General features: G+C 64.7%; 18 protein-coding genes. 14 read left to right on the top strand and 4 right to left on the bottom strand.

Going from position 1 to position 17,645, the window contains the following annotated elements; translation table 11 throughout:
- Positions 1 to 85: 85 nt before the first annotated feature.
- Together ACK4OE_RS17360 and ACK4OE_RS17365 are read right to left on the bottom strand one after the other, a co-directional pair.
- Positions 86 to 1,666, bottom strand: a complete 1,581-nt coding sequence (locus tag ACK4OE_RS17360) for an ABC transporter substrate-binding protein (protein ID WP_409886444.1) — start codon at positions 1,664 to 1,666, stop codon at positions 86 to 88.
- Positions 1,667 to 1,997: 331 nt separating this feature from the next.
- Positions 1,998 to 3,041, bottom strand: a complete 1,044-nt coding sequence (locus tag ACK4OE_RS17365) for a porin (protein WP_409886446.1) — start codon at positions 3,039 to 3,041, stop codon at positions 1,998 to 2,000.
- Positions 3,042 to 3,356: 315 nt separating this feature from the next.
- On the opposite strand from ACK4OE_RS17365, the gene coq7 reads away from it, so the two are divergent.
- A complete protein-coding gene (gene coq7 / locus ACK4OE_RS17370; protein ID WP_409886448.1) occupies positions 3,357 to 3,974 on the top strand; it encodes a 2-polyprenyl-3-methyl-6-methoxy-1,4-benzoquinone monooxygenase in 618 nt (205 codons plus the stop codon).
- A gap of 18 nt (positions 3,975 to 3,992) precedes the next feature.
- Here coq7 and ACK4OE_RS17375 read toward each other — a convergent pair whose 3' ends face one another.
- A complete protein-coding gene (locus tag ACK4OE_RS17375) occupies positions 3,993 to 4,442 on the bottom strand; it encodes an OsmC family protein (protein WP_409886450.1) in 450 nt (149 codons plus the stop codon).
- Positions 4,443 to 4,815: 373 nt separating this feature from the next.
- Between ACK4OE_RS17375 and ilvA the strand changes: the two genes are divergently transcribed.
- The 3 genes from ilvA (at position 4,816) to ACK4OE_RS17390 (ending at position 7,888) form a co-directional block, all read left to right on the top strand.
- On the top strand, positions 4,816 to 6,378 hold the full coding sequence (gene ilvA, locus ACK4OE_RS17380; protein WP_409886452.1) for a threonine ammonia-lyase, biosynthetic: 1,563 nt from the start codon (positions 4,816 to 4,818) through the stop codon (positions 6,376 to 6,378).
- 83 nt (positions 6,379 to 6,461) lie between these two features.
- Positions 6,462 to 7,268: an adenosylcobinamide-GDP ribazoletransferase gene (locus ACK4OE_RS17385; RefSeq protein ID WP_409886454.1), complete on the top strand. Its 807-nt coding sequence runs from the start codon at positions 6,462 to 6,464 to the stop codon at positions 7,266 to 7,268.
- Positions 7,265 to 7,888 (top strand): histidine phosphatase family protein, encoded by a 624-nt coding sequence (locus tag ACK4OE_RS17390; RefSeq protein ID WP_409886456.1) that lies wholly within the window; start codon positions 7,265 to 7,267, stop codon positions 7,886 to 7,888. The genes ACK4OE_RS17385 and ACK4OE_RS17390 overlap by 4 nt, the downstream gene beginning before the upstream one ends.
- Here ACK4OE_RS17390 and ACK4OE_RS17395 read toward each other — a convergent pair.
- The gene (locus ACK4OE_RS17395; protein ID WP_409886458.1) at positions 7,878 to 8,333 is read right to left on the bottom strand and encodes a type II secretion system protein N; all 456 of its coding nucleotides are present in this window, start codon (positions 8,331 to 8,333) and stop codon (positions 7,878 to 7,880) included. The genes ACK4OE_RS17390 and ACK4OE_RS17395 overlap by 11 nt on opposite strands.
- A 75-nt stretch (positions 8,334 to 8,408) precedes the next feature.
- Here ACK4OE_RS17395 and gspG point away from each other — a divergent pair, with 75 nt between their 5' ends.
- The 10 genes from gspG to ACK4OE_RS17445 form a co-directional block, all read left to right on the top strand.
- Positions 8,409 to 8,849: a type II secretion system major pseudopilin GspG gene (gspG, locus tag ACK4OE_RS17400; protein WP_409886460.1), complete on the top strand. Its 441-nt coding sequence runs from the start codon at positions 8,409 to 8,411 to the stop codon at positions 8,847 to 8,849.
- A 227-nt stretch (positions 8,850 to 9,076) separates the two neighbouring features.
- Positions 9,077 to 9,511, top strand: a complete 435-nt coding sequence (locus ACK4OE_RS17405; RefSeq protein WP_409886462.1) for a prepilin-type N-terminal cleavage/methylation domain-containing protein — start codon at positions 9,077 to 9,079, stop codon at positions 9,509 to 9,511.
- The gene (gene gspI / locus ACK4OE_RS17410; protein ID WP_409886464.1) at positions 9,508 to 9,879 is read left to right on the top strand and encodes a type II secretion system minor pseudopilin GspI; all 372 of its coding nucleotides are present in this window, start codon (positions 9,508 to 9,510) and stop codon (positions 9,877 to 9,879) included. The genes ACK4OE_RS17405 and gspI overlap by 4 nt, the downstream gene beginning before the upstream one ends.
- On the top strand, positions 9,879 to 10,643 hold the full coding sequence (locus ACK4OE_RS17415) for a type II secretion system protein J (protein ID WP_409886466.1): 765 nt from the start codon (positions 9,879 to 9,881) through the stop codon (positions 10,641 to 10,643). The genes gspI and ACK4OE_RS17415 overlap by 1 nt, the downstream gene beginning before the upstream one ends.
- A gap of 161 nt (positions 10,644 to 10,804) precedes the next feature.
- Complete coding sequence (gene gspK, locus ACK4OE_RS17420) at positions 10,805 to 11,749, top strand: type II secretion system minor pseudopilin GspK (protein ID WP_409886468.1); 945 nt, start codon at positions 10,805 to 10,807, stop codon at positions 11,747 to 11,749.
- 82 nt (positions 11,750 to 11,831) lie between these two features.
- Positions 11,832 to 13,115 carry a type II secretion system protein GspL gene (gene gspL / locus ACK4OE_RS17425; RefSeq protein ID WP_409886470.1) on the top strand — a complete coding sequence of 428 codons (1,284 nt, stop codon included), beginning with the start codon at positions 11,832 to 11,834 and terminating at the stop codon, positions 13,113 to 13,115.
- Positions 13,116 to 13,120: 5 nt separating this feature from the next.
- Complete coding sequence (gene gspM / locus ACK4OE_RS17430) at positions 13,121 to 13,666, top strand: type II secretion system protein GspM (protein WP_409886476.1); 546 nt, start codon at positions 13,121 to 13,123, stop codon at positions 13,664 to 13,666.
- 104 nt (positions 13,667 to 13,770) lie between these two features.
- Entirely contained in the window at positions 13,771 to 14,541 is a 771-nt protein-coding gene (gene gspN / locus ACK4OE_RS17435) for a type II secretion system protein N (RefSeq protein WP_409886477.1), read from the top strand.
- 4 nt (positions 14,542 to 14,545) lie between these two features.
- Entirely contained in the window at positions 14,546 to 16,981 is a 2,436-nt protein-coding gene (gene gspD / locus ACK4OE_RS17440; RefSeq protein WP_409886472.1) for a type II secretion system secretin GspD, read from the top strand.
- 14 nt (positions 16,982 to 16,995) lie between these two features.
- The coding region (locus ACK4OE_RS17445) for a GspE/PulE family protein (RefSeq protein WP_409886474.1) at positions 16,996 to 17,645 on the top strand (650 nt) is incomplete at its 3' end.

Here is a 17,645-nt window from a genome sequence, read left to right on the forward strand (position 1 = left end):
GAGCGCTGGTTGGCAAAACGTCGTCAAACTAAACCAAAGAGAGCAAGGGCCGAATGGCCCTTGCTCTCTATGTATCGAGGATAAATCAGTTCACCTTGACTGTACGCATGTCCACGCGGTTATCTGCGCGGTGAGTCAACTCAATGTTCTTCTTCACAGCCCATGGGATGACCTGGTCGTGCAAAGGAATGTGCGACACCGTGTCGTTGGACAACTGCAGTGCTTCCGTCAGCATGCGCGCGCGCACCGGTGCATCGGTTTCTGCCTTGATGCGATCCACCAAGTAGTCCATGCGCTGGTTGCTGTAGCGGCCCACGTTGTAGTTGCCGTCACCACCCTGGCCCACCGTACGCACCAGCGACTGGAGGCTGTACAACGCGTCAAACGTTGGCACACCCCAGCCCAGCATGTAGATGCTGGCTTCGTAGCGCTGAATCATCGGGAAGTAGTTGACCAAAGGCAATGTACGCAGCTTGGCCTTCACCCCCACACGCGACCACATGGCCGTAACCGCCTGGCAAATCGCTTCGTCGTTGATGTAGCGATTGTTGGGGCAGGCAAAGTCCACTTCAAAACCATCAGGGTAGCCCGCCTCGGCCAGCAGCTTTTTAGAAGCCTCAACGCTGTAGGGGAAGCGCTTGCCGACCGCTTCGGTGTAGCCCGCCACCTGGGGCGCAACCAGGGTACCGGTCGGCTTGCCCAGGCCGCGCATGATGGTGCGCGAAATGGTGTCCGCATCAATGGCCTGATACAGGGCCTTGCGCACACGCACATCCTTGAGCGGGTTCTTGCCCTTGATGTTGGAGCCAGGCAGCTCTTCACGGAACTGGTCCATGCCCAGGAAGATGGTGCGGTTTTCAATGCCGTCGATCACCTTCAGATCAGGGCTGGCGCGCAGGCGGCCCAAGTCCTGAGGCGTCGGGTCCAGCACCATGTCCACCTCACCCGAAATCAAGGCCGCAATGCGCGTGGCATTCGACTTGATGGGGGTATAAACGATTTCCGTCACGTTGCCGTCCATCTTTCCCCACCAATTGGGGTTGCGCTTGAACGTCATCTTCACATCAGGCTGCCACGAATCGAGCGTGTATGGGCCTGTACCCATGGCATTGCGGTGCGCAAAATTCTCGTCGGCACCCTTGATGTCCTTGGGCTCCACCGACTTGTTCTTTTCTGCCCAAGCCTTGCTCATCATGCGCAGCTCAGTCATCTGGCGCAGCAGCACGGGGTTGGGCGCGGACAGCATGACGTCGATGGTTTGTGCATCAACCTTTACGATTTTGCTGATGCCTTGCACGTAAGGCGTGAAGTTCGAGGTCTTGGCCATGGCGCGCTGCAGCGAATACACAGCATCATCGGCGGTGAACGGAGAACCATCGTGGAACTTCACCCCTTGGCGCAGCGTAAAACGCACCTGTGTGGGGCTGACTTCCTTCCACGCGGTTGCGAGAACAGGCTCCACATCGAACGTCTTGCTGTTGTAGTAAACCAGGCTCTCATACACATTGGCATGAATGCCGTTTTGCAGTGCATTGTTCTGGGAATGAATATCCCAAGTCGAAATCTCTCCCTGACTTGCCCATTTGAATGGCTTAGCCTGCAGCGCTGGAGACGCCAACAGCGCAGCGGCAGCAGCCACCGACAAAAGACGGTATTTGAGCTTCATGGAACCCTCTTAAATAAAAGTTTTACTATGCAGTAAAAGTTGCTCTATAGCCAACGGGAAATCCCTGAATCCCGGGCGCACTGAAGGGCCTATAAAGCCTTTTCAAGCGATCTATTAAGCAAGAGTGATGCCAGAAAATTGCACCACGAAATACATTGAGCAGGCACTACTGCCAACCAGCAAAGCGAAAACCCACTCAGCCCTCCGGGCATCCCAATACACCCGTCATCCACCCCTAGACCACCGCCCAACACTTCAAACGTAAAAAAGCCGCCCGAGGGCGGCTTTTTATGAGCTAGATACCGACACTGGCCAAAAGCCAGCCTCAATATTAGAAGCTGTGACGGATACCGATGTCGTAGCCGGTGGAGTTGCGGCCAGCAGCAGTCACGGAACCGTTCAGTGCAGAAGCTGCACCGTTCTTGTTGCCAACGCGAGCAACCGTCGTGTACAGAGCAGTACGCTTCGACAGGTTGTGCACGTAGCCCAGAGCGATCTTGTTCGAACGTGGGTCAGGGCCTGCGGTGTTAACTTCGTACGTGGAGTAAGCCACACGGATTTCGCCAGCGCCCATGGGGATCAGACCACCGATCAGGAAGCCCTTACCGTCTGCGCCGCCGTCGATATCGTCTTGGTTGTAGTGAGCCATGATCTTGGCCACGCCCAGGTCGTACTGGCCGCCCAGGTTGATAGACTGGATGTCGCCAGACAGGAACTTGGTTTCAGACAGAGCCAGAGCCACGTTGATAGGGCCGTTGGCGTAACCAACACGCAGGGCCAGGCCGTTGCCGTCCTTCTTGTTGGCAGTGTTGCTCAGGTTTTCACCCATGTAGTACTGTGCTTGGCCGTAGAAGCCGCCCATCTTAGGCAGGAAGTAGCCGATGGAGTTCGAAGCGCGCACGTTGGTTGGGCCACCCAGATTGGAGTTCTGGGTTTGGGTCGTGCCAACACCGTTCGTGCCGAACGGATCGAACACAGTCAGGTTCCAGAATTGGGGCGTGTAGTCACGGCCCAGACGCACTTCACCGAAGCCGCCGTTCAGGCTAACCGTCGAACGACGGTTGAAGGTCAGGCCGCCGCCAGTGCTGGTAGCTGCTTGGTTGTTGGTGTTGGTGACGCCACCAGTGCCGTTGTCGTTGTTCACGCCAGCTTCGAGCCAGAAAGAAGCGGACATGCCGCCACCCAGATCTTCAACGCCGCGGAAACCCAGACGGCTGCTGTTGTAGCCGGAGTTCGTCAGTTGCGAACGGTTAGCGACGCTGCCGTTACCGTAAGCGTACGTCGCATCGACGATACCGAACAGGGTCACGGAAGATTGAGCCATTGCAGCGCCGGAAGCAGCCAGCACAGCCAGGGCAATCAGGGATTTTTTCATTGCGAGTTACTCCAAGGTTAAACATAGGGCGCCGGTACGGGGGGCTAGCGTGCCAAGCACCTGCAAAGTCCCGCCGGTTCCCCGGGCCAACCTCCTGGTGGGGAAGTTGCATCTATTGCACCAGAGCCCGCCCGGTTTCGCAAAGGAATTCACCCACAAACCGCCCGAAAGGGGAAATCCGTTGCAGTGTTGCAACATTTCACGGAGAGCAGGCAAAATCAGGACTTGCTGCTGTTGCGACCGAATGCCGATCTTGATTTATTTGTGTCCAAGTGCAATTTGTGTTGCACAACCCCTGCTATATCGAAGGCTCTCATGGACACTCTGTTAACCGCTGCCGACAACGCTTTGCGAACGTTATTTGCTACTCCCAGGGCCTCTGAAGTGACGCCAGCACAAGGGATCGCGGAAGCTTCACTGAGTCCTGCCGAAAAGAGAATAGCCGGAGCTCTCATGCGCGTGAACCACGTAGGAGAAGTGTGCGCGCAGGCCCTTTACAGTGCCCAGGCCGCCGTGACCCGCGACCCGCAGCTGCGCGCCCACCTGCAGGAGGCCGCACGCGAAGAAACCGATCACCTGGCGTGGACGCAACAGCGCCTGGATGCGCTGGGCGCTAGGCCCAGCCTGCTCAACCCGCTGTGGTTTGCAGGCGCGTTTGCGCTGGGCATCGTCGCAGCCAAGGTCAGCGACCGCACCAGCCTGGGATTTGTCGCAGAGACAGAAAACCAGGTCGCAGCGCACCTGCAGAGTCACCTACAACGCTTGCCTGAGCGAGATCTGGCGTCGCGGGCCGTGGTGACCCGCATGAAAGCGGATGAAGAGCGGCACGCCGCCCAGGCCCGCGCATCCGGAGCGCTGGAGCTGCCCGCCCCGGCCCGCGCCGCGATGCGCGCTGCCGCGAAGGTGATGACCACCACAGCGCACTACATCTGACACAACAAACTGACTGCGTCAGGCCTCCTGCACCTCAAAACCGGTTGTGATGTCGGCCGTTTTGCCCAGCATGATGCTGGCCGAGCAATATTTGTCGTGGCTCATGGCAATGGCGCGCTCTACCGCTGCGGGCGCAATACCCTTGCCCGTGACCGTGAAATGCATGTGGATCTTGGTAAACACCTTGGGGTCGGTTTCGGCCCGCTCGGTGGTCAGTTTCACACTACAACCCCGCACGTCGTGGCGACCGCGCTTGAGGATCAGCACCACGTCATACGCCGTGCAGCCACCTGTGCCGGCCAGCACGGTCTCCATGGGCCGAGGGGCCAGGTTCTGACCGCCGTTGGAGGGGTTGGTGGCGTCCGGGGCGCCGTCCATGGTCAGGACGTGACCGCTGCCGGTTTCGGCGACAAAACCCATGCCAGACCGTGTTCCAGAGCCGCCCGTCCAGCTGACTGTGCATTCCATTGATGTTTCTCCTTGATGACGCGTGGTTTTTTTCGCACGGAACCGCCCGGCGAATTCAATTTGATGTGAATTTTGCTGCAACGCAACAAGACAAGCGCTAAACTTCGGCTCATGCGCTGCTTTTTCGGTGAATGACGAAGCAGATGGCAAACAGCCCAAGACACACGTTTTCGCTTTTGCCCCGCACCGATTGTCTCCTCCATCTCCTCAAAGGATGGATTCAGCCCCAGGCCTTACGGCCCGGGGCTTTTTTTTGCCCAGCGCACAGTACGAGTACGCGCTCCTTCAACCGGTCTGCAGCCCCCGAAAACCCACCCCCTATGATGTGGGCCCCCGCCACCAGCGCTGCGGCGGCTTCCACCTTGCTCCCGTCATGACCCAGCACCTCACTCCCGCCGACTACCTCAAAAAAATCCTGACCGCCCGCGTGTACGACGTGGCGGTGGAGTCGGCGCTGGAGCCCGCCAAGAACCTGAGCCGCCGCTTACAAAACAAAGTGCTGCTCAAGCGCGAGGACCAGCAGCCCGTGTTCAGCTTCAAGCTGCGCGGCGCCTATAACAAGATGGCGCACCTGACCCCCGAGCAACTCGCACGCGGTGTGATCTGCGCATCGGCCGGCAACCACGCCCAGGGCGTGGCCATGAGCGCGAACAAGCTGGGCGCCCGCGCCGTCATCGTGATGCCCACCACCACGCCGCAGCTCAAGATTGACGCTGTCAAAACCCTGGGCGGCGAGGTGGTGCTGTTTGGCGACAGCTACTCCGACGCCTATGGCCACTCGGTCCGGCTCGAAAAGGAGCAGGGCCTGACCTTTGTGCACCCGTTTGACGACCCGGACGTGATTGCGGGCCAGGGCACTATCGCCATGGAGATACTGCGCCAGCTGCAAAGCCTGGGCAGCAACCAGCTCGATGCCGTGTTTGTGGCCATTGGCGGCGGCGGGCTCATCTCGGGCGTGGCCAACTACATCAAGGCTGTGCGCCCCGAGATCAAGATCATTGGCGTGCAGATGAACGACTCGGACGCCATGATCCAGTCCGTCAAGGCGCACGAGCGCGTCACGCTGGCCGACGTGGGTCTGTTCTCGGACGGCACCGCCGTCAAGCTGGTGGGAGAGGAAACCTTCCGCATCACCCACAGCGGTTTGGTGGACGAGTTCATCACGGTGGACACCGACGCCGTCTGCGCCGCCATCAAGGACATCTTTGTGGACACGCGCAGCATCGTCGAGCCCGCAGGGGCGCTGGCCGTGGCTGCCATCAAACAATATGTAGCCACGCACAAGACCCAAGGCGAGACGTACGCGGCCATCCTGTGCGGCGCCAACATGAACTTCGACCGCCTGCGCTTTGTGGCCGAGCGCGCCGAGGTGGGCGAAGAGCGCGAGGCCCTGCTGGCCGTGACCATCCCCGAAGAACGTGGCAGCTTCCGCCGCTTTTGCGAGGTGGTGGGCGATCTGCCTGGTGGCCCGCGCAACGTGACCGAGTTCAACTACCGCATCAGCGATGCAGCGCAGGCCCATGTATTTGTGGGGCTGACCACGCAGGGCAAAGGCGAGTCGCAAGAGATCGCCCAAAACTTCAGCCGCCACGGCTTTGAATCGCTGGACCTGACCCACGACGAACTCGCCAAGGAACACCTGCGCCACCTGGTGGGCGGCCATTCGGCACTGGCGCAGGACGAGCGGTTGATGCGCTTTACCTTCCCTGAGCGGCCAGGCGCGCTGCTCAAGTTTTTAAGCCTAATGCAGCCGACCTGGAACATCAGCCTGTTTCACTACCGCAACCAGGGCGCCGACTACGGCCGCATCCTCGTCGGCATGCAGGTACCGGCAGAAGACGCCGCCACGTTCGACGCCTTCCTGGCCACGTTGGGCTATCCGTATGTGGAAGAGACGCTGAACCCGGCCTACCGGCTATTCCTGCGGTCCAAGTAACAAGAATATTAGCCAAATTGGCCTCTAGCGCTTATCCAATAAGCGCTGGCAGCTTTCAAATCTGACATAGCAACCGCCCGCCCATGCAAGCCCTGCGCCACTATCTGCTGGCCGTGCAGTTCTTCACGCGCATACCGATCACGGGGCGGCTGGCGGCGTGGGTGGGCTACAGCCCCGCCATGCTGCGCGCCAGTGCGGCGCACTTTCCGGGGATTGGCTGGCTGGCGGCGTTGCTCGCGGCGGGTGTTTATGCAGCAATGTTTTGGGCGTTGGCACCCAATCCGCTGGCCCCAGCCGTGGCGGCCGTGTTCTGCACCATTGCCACCGTCTTGATGACCGGCGGCTTTCACGAAGACGGCCTGGCCGATGTGGCCGACGGGCTGGGCGGCAGCTACGACCGCGAACGGGCGCTGGACATCATGAAGGATTCACGCGTCGGCGCCTTTGGTGCGATGGCGCTGGTGCTGGCACTGCTGGCCAAGGTCAGCCTGCTGGCGCTGCTGGGCGTGCACAGCCTGCTGGCCGCGGTGGCAGGGCTGGTGGGGGCGCATGTGCTGTCGCGCTTTTGGCCGCTGCTGATCGTGCGCAACCTGCCGCATGTGGGGGACACGGCCCGGTCCAAAAGCAAGCCGCTGGCGGACCAGATCTCGGGCGGGGCGCTGGTGGCGGCACTCTTATGGTGTTTTATGCCGTTAGCGCTTGTCTGGCAAGCGCAGTCAGCTATTTATTTGATAGCATCCATGGTGTGCAGCGCGCTGGCTGCGGCCTGGATGGCGCGCTGGTTTGCGCGCCGACTGCAAGGTTTTACCGGCGACTGCCTGGGCGCCACGCAGCAGGCGAGCGAGATCGGGTTCTATCTGGGCGCGGCGCTGGCCCTGCGGTGGCTGTGAACGCAAACACAGCGAGCGCGCGGCTGTGGCTGGTGCGCCACGCGCAGCCCCAGGTGGTACCCGGCACCTGCTACGGCGCGCTGGATGTGTTGGCCGACCCAGCGGCCACCCGCGCGGCGGCAGAGCGCCTGGCGGCCACCCTGCCGCCGGGGGCGCAGGTGTTTCACTCCACGCTACAAAGATGTGAGCTACTCGCGCTTGATCTGCAAGCGCTAAGGCCTGATTTGGCATCAAAACCCGACGCGCGACTGCGCGAGATGGACTTTGGCGCTTGGGAAGGCCGAACCTGGGACGACATCGGTAAGCCGGCCATCGACGCCTGGACCGCCGACTTCGCACACCACGCGCCTGGGGGTGGTGAAAGCATGAGCGCCGTGCTCGCCCGCGTGTCGCTGGCGCTGCAGGATGCGCAGCGACTGTTCACCGCAGAGGCGACGGAGACGACGCAGGATGTGGTGTGGATCACCCATGCCGGTGTGGCGCGCTGCGTGGCCTGGCTACAAGCCCCCGACAGAAGGGCTGAAGACGCCATGCCCCGGCCCGATGAATGGCCGGTGGCAGCCCCGGCGTGGGGCGAATGGGAGATCCGCAGTCTGACCGGAAGCCCGGTCAGTTCTTGAGCGGCATGTCCAGGGTCAGCGTGGCAGGCCCGTCCAGGCTGCCGCCCAGTTGCGCCTGGCGCGGGCTCAGCGCCTGCAGCACCAGCCCCTCATCAACCTCCGCCCCCAGGCGGAACGGCTTGGCGGGCTTGCCGTCCACCGCAATCAGCGCGGCGCCGCCACCGCTGCGGCGGCCCGACAACACACCGATCAATGAGAACCGGCTGGCCAACGACGCGACCGGCGCGGCCGGTGCCGCCCCGGGCGCCGCAGGCACGGCGCCCAGCAAACGCGCCAGGGCCTGGGCGTCCGGCGCGGCAGGCCCTGTCAGCGCCACGGGAGCCGCTGTGCCCGCGGCGGGAGCCGACAGGCGCATGCCCCAGAAGACCACGCTGGCGCCCGCTGCGGCCCATAAGGCCAGAGTCCCCAGGCGTACGCCCCATTTGCTGTGTGAATTGGTCACCATGCGGGGATTATGATTCACGCGATTCGACCATCCGAGAGACCGCCTGCAGTGAACACGACTTCCCTTCCCCTCCTCATGCGCTCCGCCCGCCACCGCCTGGCAAAGAATGTTGCCCGGGGCTTCACCCTCATCGAGTTGATGGTGGTGCTGGTCATCATCGGCGTGCTGGCCGCCCTCATCGTGCCCAACGTGCTGGACCGCGCGGACGACGCCCGCAGCACCGCCGCCCGCACCGACATCACCAACATCATGCAGGCGCTCAAGCTGTACCGCCTGGACAACCAGCGCTACCCCACGGCAGAGCAAGGCCTGCAGTCGCTCATCACCAAGCCCACGTCAGGCCCTGTACCCAACAACTGGAAGCTGTACCTGGAGAAGCTGCCCAACGACCCGTGGGGCCGTCCTTATCAATACCTGAGCCCTGGCATCAAGGGCGAGATCGACGTGATGTCTTTCGGAGCAGATGGGCAGTCCGGCGGTGAAGGCAAGGACGCAGATATCGGTAGCTGGCAGTAACACGTGGCCCCCACGGTCGCGCACTGCGTGTCGCTCCCTGCCCCCCAAGGGGGCTGCGTTTCGCCTTGGGGCGGCCCGGCGGCGAAACCGTTGGCCCCCACGGTCGCGCACTGCGTGTCGCTCCCTGCCCCCCAAGGGGGCCGGGCCTTGCTTGGGGCGGCCAGGCGCTGCAGCCGCATGCCTTCTGGAGGCGCAGCGAACGTTGCAAGTTCGCGTCGCACAAGCCCATGAACCGTTCACGCGGCTTCACCCTCCTTGAACTGCTGGTGGTCATCAGCATCATCGCGCTGGCCACGGCCGGGGTGGGGATTGCGATGCGTGACAGTGGGCAAACCCAGCTGGAGCGTGAAGCGGCCCGGCTGGCGGCGTTGCTGGAGTCGGCGCGTGCGCAGTCGCGGGCCGGGGGCTTGCCAGTGCGCTGGCGGTCTCTGCCGCAGGGTTTTCGGTTTGAAGGTTTGCCGCCCAGCGCGCAGGCCGCGTTGCCCAACCAGTGGCTGGATGCGGGCACCACCGTGCGCGGGCAGGCCGCCGTGCTGCAGCTGGGGCCCGAGCCGCTGATCGGCCCGCAGCAGGTGCTAATCACGCACCAAGCGCACCCGGACCGCACACTGCGCATTGCCACCGACGGCGTGCGGCCGTTTTCGGTGGAGTCGGTGCAGTGACCCATAGCCCCCCCAAGCGGCAGCGCGGTTTCACGCTGGTCGAGGTGCTGGTGGCGCTGGCCATTGTGGCGATTGCGCTGATGGCGGGCTTGCAGGCCACCACCGCACTCACGCGCAACGCGCTGCGGCAAAGCGACATCGTGCTGGCCCAGTTGTGTGCCGAGAACGAACTGGTCAAGGCCCGGCTGTCGCGCCAGATGCCCAGCGTGGGCGATAGCACCGTGACCTGCGAGCAGGCGGGGCGGCAACTCACCGTCGCGATGATCGTGCGGCCCACGCCCAACCCCAGTTTTCGGCGCATCGACGCGCAGGTGCTGGATGGCGAGAGCTCTATCTTGCGCATCTCGACCATCATTGGAAGGTATTGATGCCCCCCCTGAGTCGCTTCGCGCCTTCCCCCCAGGGGGACGACAGCCTTTGCTGCGGGGCGGCCCTTTCTGGCTGTCCTCGCGATGGCGCCGCGCCGGTTTCGTACGCCAGGGGCGCGCGCGGCTTCACGCTCATCGAACTGCTGGTCGCCATTGGCGTGATGGCGCTGATTGCCATTTTGAGCTGGCGCGGGCTCGATGGCATGGTGCGGGCGCAAGAGCAGACGCGCCAGCGCGCCGATGAAATGCTGGTGCTGCAGGCGGCGATGGGCCAGTGGGGCACGGACCTGGACGCGCTGATGCCCATTGCCAACACCACGCCACTGGACTGGGACGGCCAGGTGCTGCGCATGACGCGCCGCAGCAGCGCGGTGCCTGATGAAGGCGCCCTGGTGGTGGCGTGGACGCGCCGCAATAACACGCAGGGCGCGGGCCAGTGGATGCGCTGGCAGTCGCCCCCCGTCCGCACCCGGGCCGAGTGGCAGGAGGCCTGGCAACTGGCGGCCCAGTGGGCACGCACACCTGGAGACGCCGAGCGGCGCTTTGAGGTCACGCTGCTGCCACTCACCGAATGGCAGATTTTTTATTACCGGGGCGGTGCGTGGTCCAACCCGCAGTCCAGCACCGGCACCACACCCGGCGATGCGGCCGCCGCCATCCCTGACGGCGTGCGACTGCAAATCACCCTGCCGCCCGGCCAGGCACTGGCCGGGCAACTGACCCGCGACTGGATCAAGCCGGTCCTTGGTGGAGGACGGTCATGACGAAATGGCCCCCACGCTCGCGCACTGCGTGTCGCTCCCTGCCCCCAACAGCAGGTTCGCCCTGCGCTTCGCTGGTGCCTGGGGCCGCGTTTCGCCTTGGGGCGGCCCGGCGGCGAACCGGGCCCACACGCTCGCGCGCCCAGGTCGGCGCGGCGCTGCTCATGGCCATGCTCACCGTCACGCTGGTGGCCACGTTTGCCGCGTCGGCCATGTGGCAACAGTGGCGCGCGGTGGAGGTCGAAACGGCTGAGCGCGGCCAGGTGCAGTCGGCCTGGATTTTGATTGGTGCGCTGGACTGGTCGCGGTTGATCCTGCGCGAGGACGGGGGCACGGGCGGCCCCGACCACCTGGCCGAGCCGTGGGCCGTGCCGCTGCAGGAGGCACGTCTGTCGACATTTCTGGCGGCGGAGGGCAACGTGTCGCAGGTGGACGATGCGAGCACGGACACCACCGAGGCTTTTTTGTCGGGGCAAATCACCGACATGCAGGCACGACTCAATATCACCAACTTGGTGGAGGGCGGCCAGGTGCGGCCGGTGGCCTTGCGACAGTTCACCAGACTGTTCGAGCGCCTGGGTCTGCCATCGCAAGAATTGGGGCTGCTGGTCGAAGGGATACGTCAAGCGCAGGCGTCTGCTGCAAGTGATGGCAGCGCCGCGCCATTGATGCCGCCCACCGTGTCACAACTGGGATGGCTGGGCTTGTCCCCGTCAACGGTAGCCAAGCTGACCCCCCACGTGGCTCTGCTTCCGATCAGGACTCCCGTCAATCTGAACACGGCAGGCGTTGACGTTTTGATGGCTGCCATTGAAGGAATAGACATGGCAAGCGCTCAAAAAATTGTGCAGGCCCGCGAGGCCAAGCACTTTCGCGAACTCAGTGAGGCGAGAGACCTCATCGGTGCCACGCCAGATGTAATCAACACAGATTCCTTTTCCATTGGATCTTCCTATTTCGAAGTACGAGGCCGCTTGCGCCTGGGGGACGCGATCGTGGACGAGCGTTCGCTCGTGCGCAAACAAGGCAGAGACGTCACCACGCTATGGCGCGAACGCGGTGCTTTTGACCGCGAGACCACGCAGCCCGCCTCCGAGATGCAGCGCTGAGGCGGGATACCCCTGCCCACCCAGTCCCCTGCCCCACCGAACGGTCACGACCTCCCCCTAAAATGGCCTGCAAAACCCGTCCATGAGCACCCTGATCCTTTTTTTGCCGCCCGCCCGTCCAGGGCCCGCCACCGAGTACAGCTACACGCTGACGGCGGACGGCCACACCGCACTTCGCCACGCCACCGCCCCTGCGGCACTGCTGCCCGAGCCCACGCGCCCGGGGGGGGAGGTGGTGGCCGTGGTGCCTGCGCGTGCGCTGTCGTGGCAGCGGGTGTCGCTTCCGCCGGGTCTGCCCTTGGGTGCGGGACAGCAGACGCCGCGCCTGCGGTCGGTGTTGGAGGGCTTGCTGGAAGACCGCGTGTTGGACGATGCGGCCCAACTGCACTTTGCCATCCAGCCCGGCGCGCAAGCGGGTAGCCCCGTGTGGGTGGCCGTGTGCGACCGCGCCTGGCTGCGCGAGAACCTGCAGGCGCTGGAGGCTGCAGGCCGCCGTGTGTCCCGCGTGGTGCCCGAATTTGCCCCCGGCCCCACCGCCAGCGGCAACCCCGAGCTGTGTGCGCTGGGCACGCCCGAAGAAGCCTATGTGGTGCTCACAGGCCAAGGTACAGAGCAAGGCGTGGCCGTACTGCCACTGACCAACATGGCGCTGACCCTGGCGCGCGCAGGTGTGCTCGCCACCAACGCCGCCAACGACGAAGACAACGCCCTTGTAGTACGCGCAGAGCCCGCCGTGGCCGCGCTGGCCGAACGCACACTGGGCCAGCAAGGCCAACGGGTGGTGCTGCACACCACCAGCCAGCGCGCGCTGGACGCCGCGCGCGGCGACTGGGACCTGGCGCAGTTTGACCTGGCCAGCACTGGCCGCACGCGCGCCCTGCGCAAGGCAGGCAGTGCGCTCAGCGCGGCCCTGTATGCCCCCCAATGGCGCGCTGCGCGGTGGGGTGCGGGGTTGCTGGTGGTCGCCCATCTGGTGGGGCTGAACGCCTGGGCCTGGCAAGAACAGCAGGCGCTGGCCGCCAAGCAGGCGGGCGTGCGCAATGCGCTGACCCAGACCTTTCCGCAGGTGAAGGTGGTGGTGGACGCCCCCGTGCAGATGGAGCGCGAACTGGCCCTGCTCAGGCAAGCCGCTGGCAGCGTATCGGCGCGGGACCTGGAGCCCCTGCTGGCTGCAGCAGGCACCGCGCTGCCCCCGGGCCAGCAGCCCACGGGCATTGAATACACCCCCGGCGAACTGCGCCTGCGCGGCGTAACGCTGGGCGCTGACGAGGAACCCGCGCTCGCTGCGCGCCTGCAGGCCGCGGGCTACCGCGTGCGGCTGGACGATGGCAGCCTGCTGCTGCAAGTGGCCGAGGGCGCCCCATGAACACCATGACACGCAACACTGCACTGAAGGCACGCTGGCAGGCCATGGCCCCGCGCGAGCAGAACCTGGTGCTGGCCGCCGGTGGCCTCATCGCTCTGGCATTGCTGTGGTGGGTGGCGCTGGCGCCAGCCCTGGCCACGCTGCGGGCCGCACCGGCACGCCACGCCGCGCTCGACACCCAGTTGCAGCGCATGCAAAGCCTGCAAACCGAGGCCCAGCAACTGCAAGCGGCACCCCGCAGCACCCCCGGCGACGCTGTGGGCGCATTGCGCACCGCGCTCACCCAGCGCCTTGGGGCCACGGCACAGCTCAATGTGGTGGGCGACCGCGCCACGGTCACCCTGAAGGGCGCACCGGCCGACGCACTGGCCCAGTGGCTGGCGCAGGCCCGCAGCAACGCGCGCGCCACGCCGGTCGAAGCGCGCCTGGCACGCAGCACAGCGGCAGCCACGGCACCCAACGCCGCAGCGCCCATCACACTGGGCAACCCGGTGGCCGCCATGCCCCGTTGGGATGGCACGCTGGTGCTGGTTTTGCCAACCGCGCGCTGAAGCAGCCCGCCGTTCTCGCCCCTTATTCGTATACGTCCCCAGTGGCACTCAACACCCGCACACGCAACCCAGCCCGCAGCCCCGCGCGTGCGCCCGGCGCCTCCATGCCACGCACGGCGTGGGGTTGGGCTTGGGCGGGCGCCGTGTTGGGGGTGTTGCCTGCCGTGGTGGTGTTTGCACCCGCACACTGGCTGGCGCAGGCGGTTGCCCGGGCTACCAGTGGGCAGGTGCTGCTGCAGCAAGTGCGTGGCACGGTGTGGACTGGCTCTGCCCAACTGGTGCTGACCGGTGGTGCCGCCAGCCAGGACCGCGCCGCGCTGCCCGGGCGTGTGGACTGGCAGTTGCACCCCACATGGACCGGCGTGCGCGCGCAGTTGAACGCAGCGTGCTGCACCCCCGCGCCGCTGCAGGCGCGTGTGTTCGCACGATGGGCTGGCATGCGCGTGACGGTGGCCGACGGCCAGAGCCAATGGCCCGCAGCGCTGCTGACCGGCCTGGGCACGCCATGGAACACCTTGCAACCCCAAGGCCAGCTGGCCCTGCAGACACAGGGCCTGGAAGCCACCTGGGCGGCGGGCCGCATGGTGCTGACAGGCCAGGCGCAGCTGGATGCGCGGGCCATGTCGTCGCGCCTGTCCACCCTGCGCCCCATGGGCAGCTATCGGCTGGTGCTGCAAGGAGGCGATGTGCCCACGCTGGCACTCAGCACGCTCGACGGGCACCTGCAACTGAGCGGCACCGGCCAGTGGGTCGGCAATCGCCTGCGGTTTGCGGGCGAGGCCAGTGCCAGCCCTGAGCGCGAGGCAGCGCTGTCCAATCTTCTGAACATCATCGGACGGCGCAGCGGCGCCCGCTCCATCATCACCGTGGGTTAGTTCTATGACTTTCTTGTTTTCGCCACACCTGCGCTTTACTCTTAAAACAATAGCTGCCAGCGCTTTACTGGCAAGCGCTAGCAGCCAAATTCATGCCCAAACAGCCATTGACACACGCACCGGCATGGGCAGCGTGCGCCAAAGCGAGCCCGTCACGCTGAACTTTGCCAACGCCGAGATCGAAGCCGTAGCCCGCACCATGGCCACCATCACCGGCCGCAACGTGGTGGTGGACCCACGGGTCAAGGGCCAGGTTAACCTGGTTACCGAACGCGCCGTGCCCCCGGCCGCTGCCTTCCAGCAGTTTTTGGCGGCATTGCGGCTGCAGGGCTTCACCGTGGTCGAATCGGCCGGGTTGTACAAGGTGGTGCCCGAGGCCGACGCCAAGCTGCAGGGCGGCAGCGTGAGCGTGGTGCAGGGCAGCTCGGGCAGCGCACCTGCGGGCGGGCAGATCGTCACGCAGATCTTCAAACTCAACTTTGAAAGCGCGGCCAATCTGGTGCCGGTGCTGCGCCCGCTGATCAGCCCCAACAACACCATCAACGTGAACCCCGGCAACAACTCGCTGGTGATCACCGACTATGCCGACAACCTGCAGCGCCTGGCGCGCATCGTGGCGGCCATGGATGTGTCCAACGCCAGCGATGTGGAGGTGATTCCGCTACGCAACGCCGTGGCGACCGACTTGGCGCCCTTGGTGGCGCGCCTCATCGACGGCGGCAGTGGCAATGGCAACGGCGCACCCTCCGCCGTGCCAGGCCAGGCCGACACATCTTTCAAAACCACCTTGATCGCCGAGCCCCGCAGCAACTCCCTGATCCTGCGTGCCGCCAACCCGGCCCGCGTGTCCCAGGTGCGCGCGCTGGTGGCCCAGCTGGACCAGGCGCCCGTGCCCGGCAGCAGTGCCGCCAACGGCAACATCCATGTGGTCTACCTGAAAAACGCCGACGCCACCAAGCTGGCCACCACCCTGCGCGCAGCCATGGCGGCCATGGGTGGCAGCAGCAATGGCGGTGGCGCCTCCAGCGCGGGCGGCACCAGCAGCACTCCCACCAACACAGGCCTCAGCACGGGCGGCGGTCTGTCGAGCAACGGCACGTCCGGCACCAGCAGCAACATGGGCCTGGGCAGCGGTAGCAGCAGCATGGGCACCAGCAGCACCAACAACAACCAGCCTTCCACCGGCGGGCAGATTCAGGCCGACCCTACCACCAACTCGCTGATCATTTCTGCCCCCGAGCCGGTGTACCGCCAACTGCGTGCCGTGATCGACAAACTGGACGGACGCCGCGCGCAGGTGCTGGTCGAAAGCCTGATCGTCGAAGTTTCGGCCAACAAACTGGCCGAGTTCGGGATTCAGTGGCAGGGCATTCTGGGCAAACAGGGCGATGGCACGGTGGGGGTCATTGGTACCAACTCTGGCCAAGCGGGCGCCAACATCCTGGGTCTCACGGCAGCGATCGCTTCGGGCAACGCCACATCCATCGGTACGGCAGCCGCCGGCCTGGGCAATGGACTGAACCTGGGGCTGGCGCCGCGCATCAACGGGCAGTATTACCTGGGGGCCCTCGCCAACTTTCTGCAAAACAGCGGCGACGCCAACGTGCTCTCCACCCCCAATCTGATGACACTGGACAACGAAGAGGCCAAGATCATCATCGGCAACAACGTACCGTTCGTGACTGGCTCGTATGCCAACTCTGGCAACGGCAACACCGTCAACCCCTTCAACACTGTGGAGCGCAAGGACGTAGGTCTGATGCTCAAGGTGCGCCCCCAGATCAGCGAAAACGGCACCGTGAAGATGGCGATTTACCAGGAGATCTCCAAGATCGACCCTGCCACCATCACCAATGCCAACGGCCCGACCACCAGCAAGCGCTCCATTGAATCGAACGTGGTGGTGGACGACGGCAGCATCATCGTGATTGGCGGCCTACTGGAAGACAGCTACTCCCAAGGCCAGGACAAGGTGCCGCTGATGGGCGACCTGCCCGTGGTGGGGGGCCTGTTCCGCAGCGAAAACCGCACCCGCAACAAGACCAATCTCATGGTGTTTCTGCGCCCCATCGTGGTGCGCGACAACGCCACCAGCGAGGCCCTGATGCTGGACCGCTATGAAGCCATCCGTGCACTGCAGCAGGTCACGCAGCCAGCCCCCAGCGTCATGATGAATTCAGTGTCTGGCGCGCCCGTGTTGCCTGCCCTGCCCGCCAGGCCAGCGCCCGCACCATCTGCGCAACCGGCGCAGCAACTGGTCCCGCAACAACCCGCGGCCCCCGCCGTGTCCACACCCGTGCCGCCGCAGCCGATGCAGCAACTTGTGCCCACGTCCATGCCGCCCAACAGCTCGGGCGTACCGCTGAGCAAAGCACCCACCGACGCAGACCCTGTCATGCGGATGGCCGCTGCGGTGGTAGCTGGCACCCGCGTGCTCTGAGGGACCCGCCACCCATGCGCCACCCCCTGCCCTACGCCTTTGCCCGCACCGCCCAGCTGCTGCTGGAGGACGACGGCCACCAGCTGGTACTGTGGCACGGCCCCAACCCCGACGCGGGCGCGCTGTCCGAAGTGCTGCGCAAGCACCCCGTTCAGCAAATGCAGCCCCTGGATGCATCTGGCCTGGCCCAGCGCATCAGCGCCGCTTATTCACACAGCGAATCGAGCGCTGCCACGGTGGTGAGCGAAGTCGAAAGCGATGCCGACCTGTCGCGCATGATGCAGGAGCTGCCTGCCGTCGAGGATTTGCTGGAATCTGCAGGCGACGCACCCATCATCCGCATGCTTAACGCCCTGCTCACGCAGGCCGCGCGCGACGGCGCGAGCGACATTCACATCGAGCCGTACGAGCGCCATTCCAGCGTGCGGTTTCGGGTGGATGGCTCGCTGCGCGAAGTGGTGCAGCCCAACCGCGCGCTGCATGCGGCACTGATCTCGCGCCTCAAAATCATGGCCGACCTCGATATCAGTGAGAAACGCCTGCCGCAGGACGGCCGCATCAGCCTGCGCCTGGGCACCCGCGCCATCGACGTGCGCGTGTCCACCCTGCCCAGCGCCCATGGCGAACGCGCCGTGCTGCGCCTGCTGGACAAGAGTGAAAGCAA

It is taken from the genome of Acidovorax sp. (assembly GCF_046314175.1).
GTDB lineage: Bacteria > Pseudomonadota > Gammaproteobacteria > Burkholderiales > Burkholderiaceae_C > Acidovorax.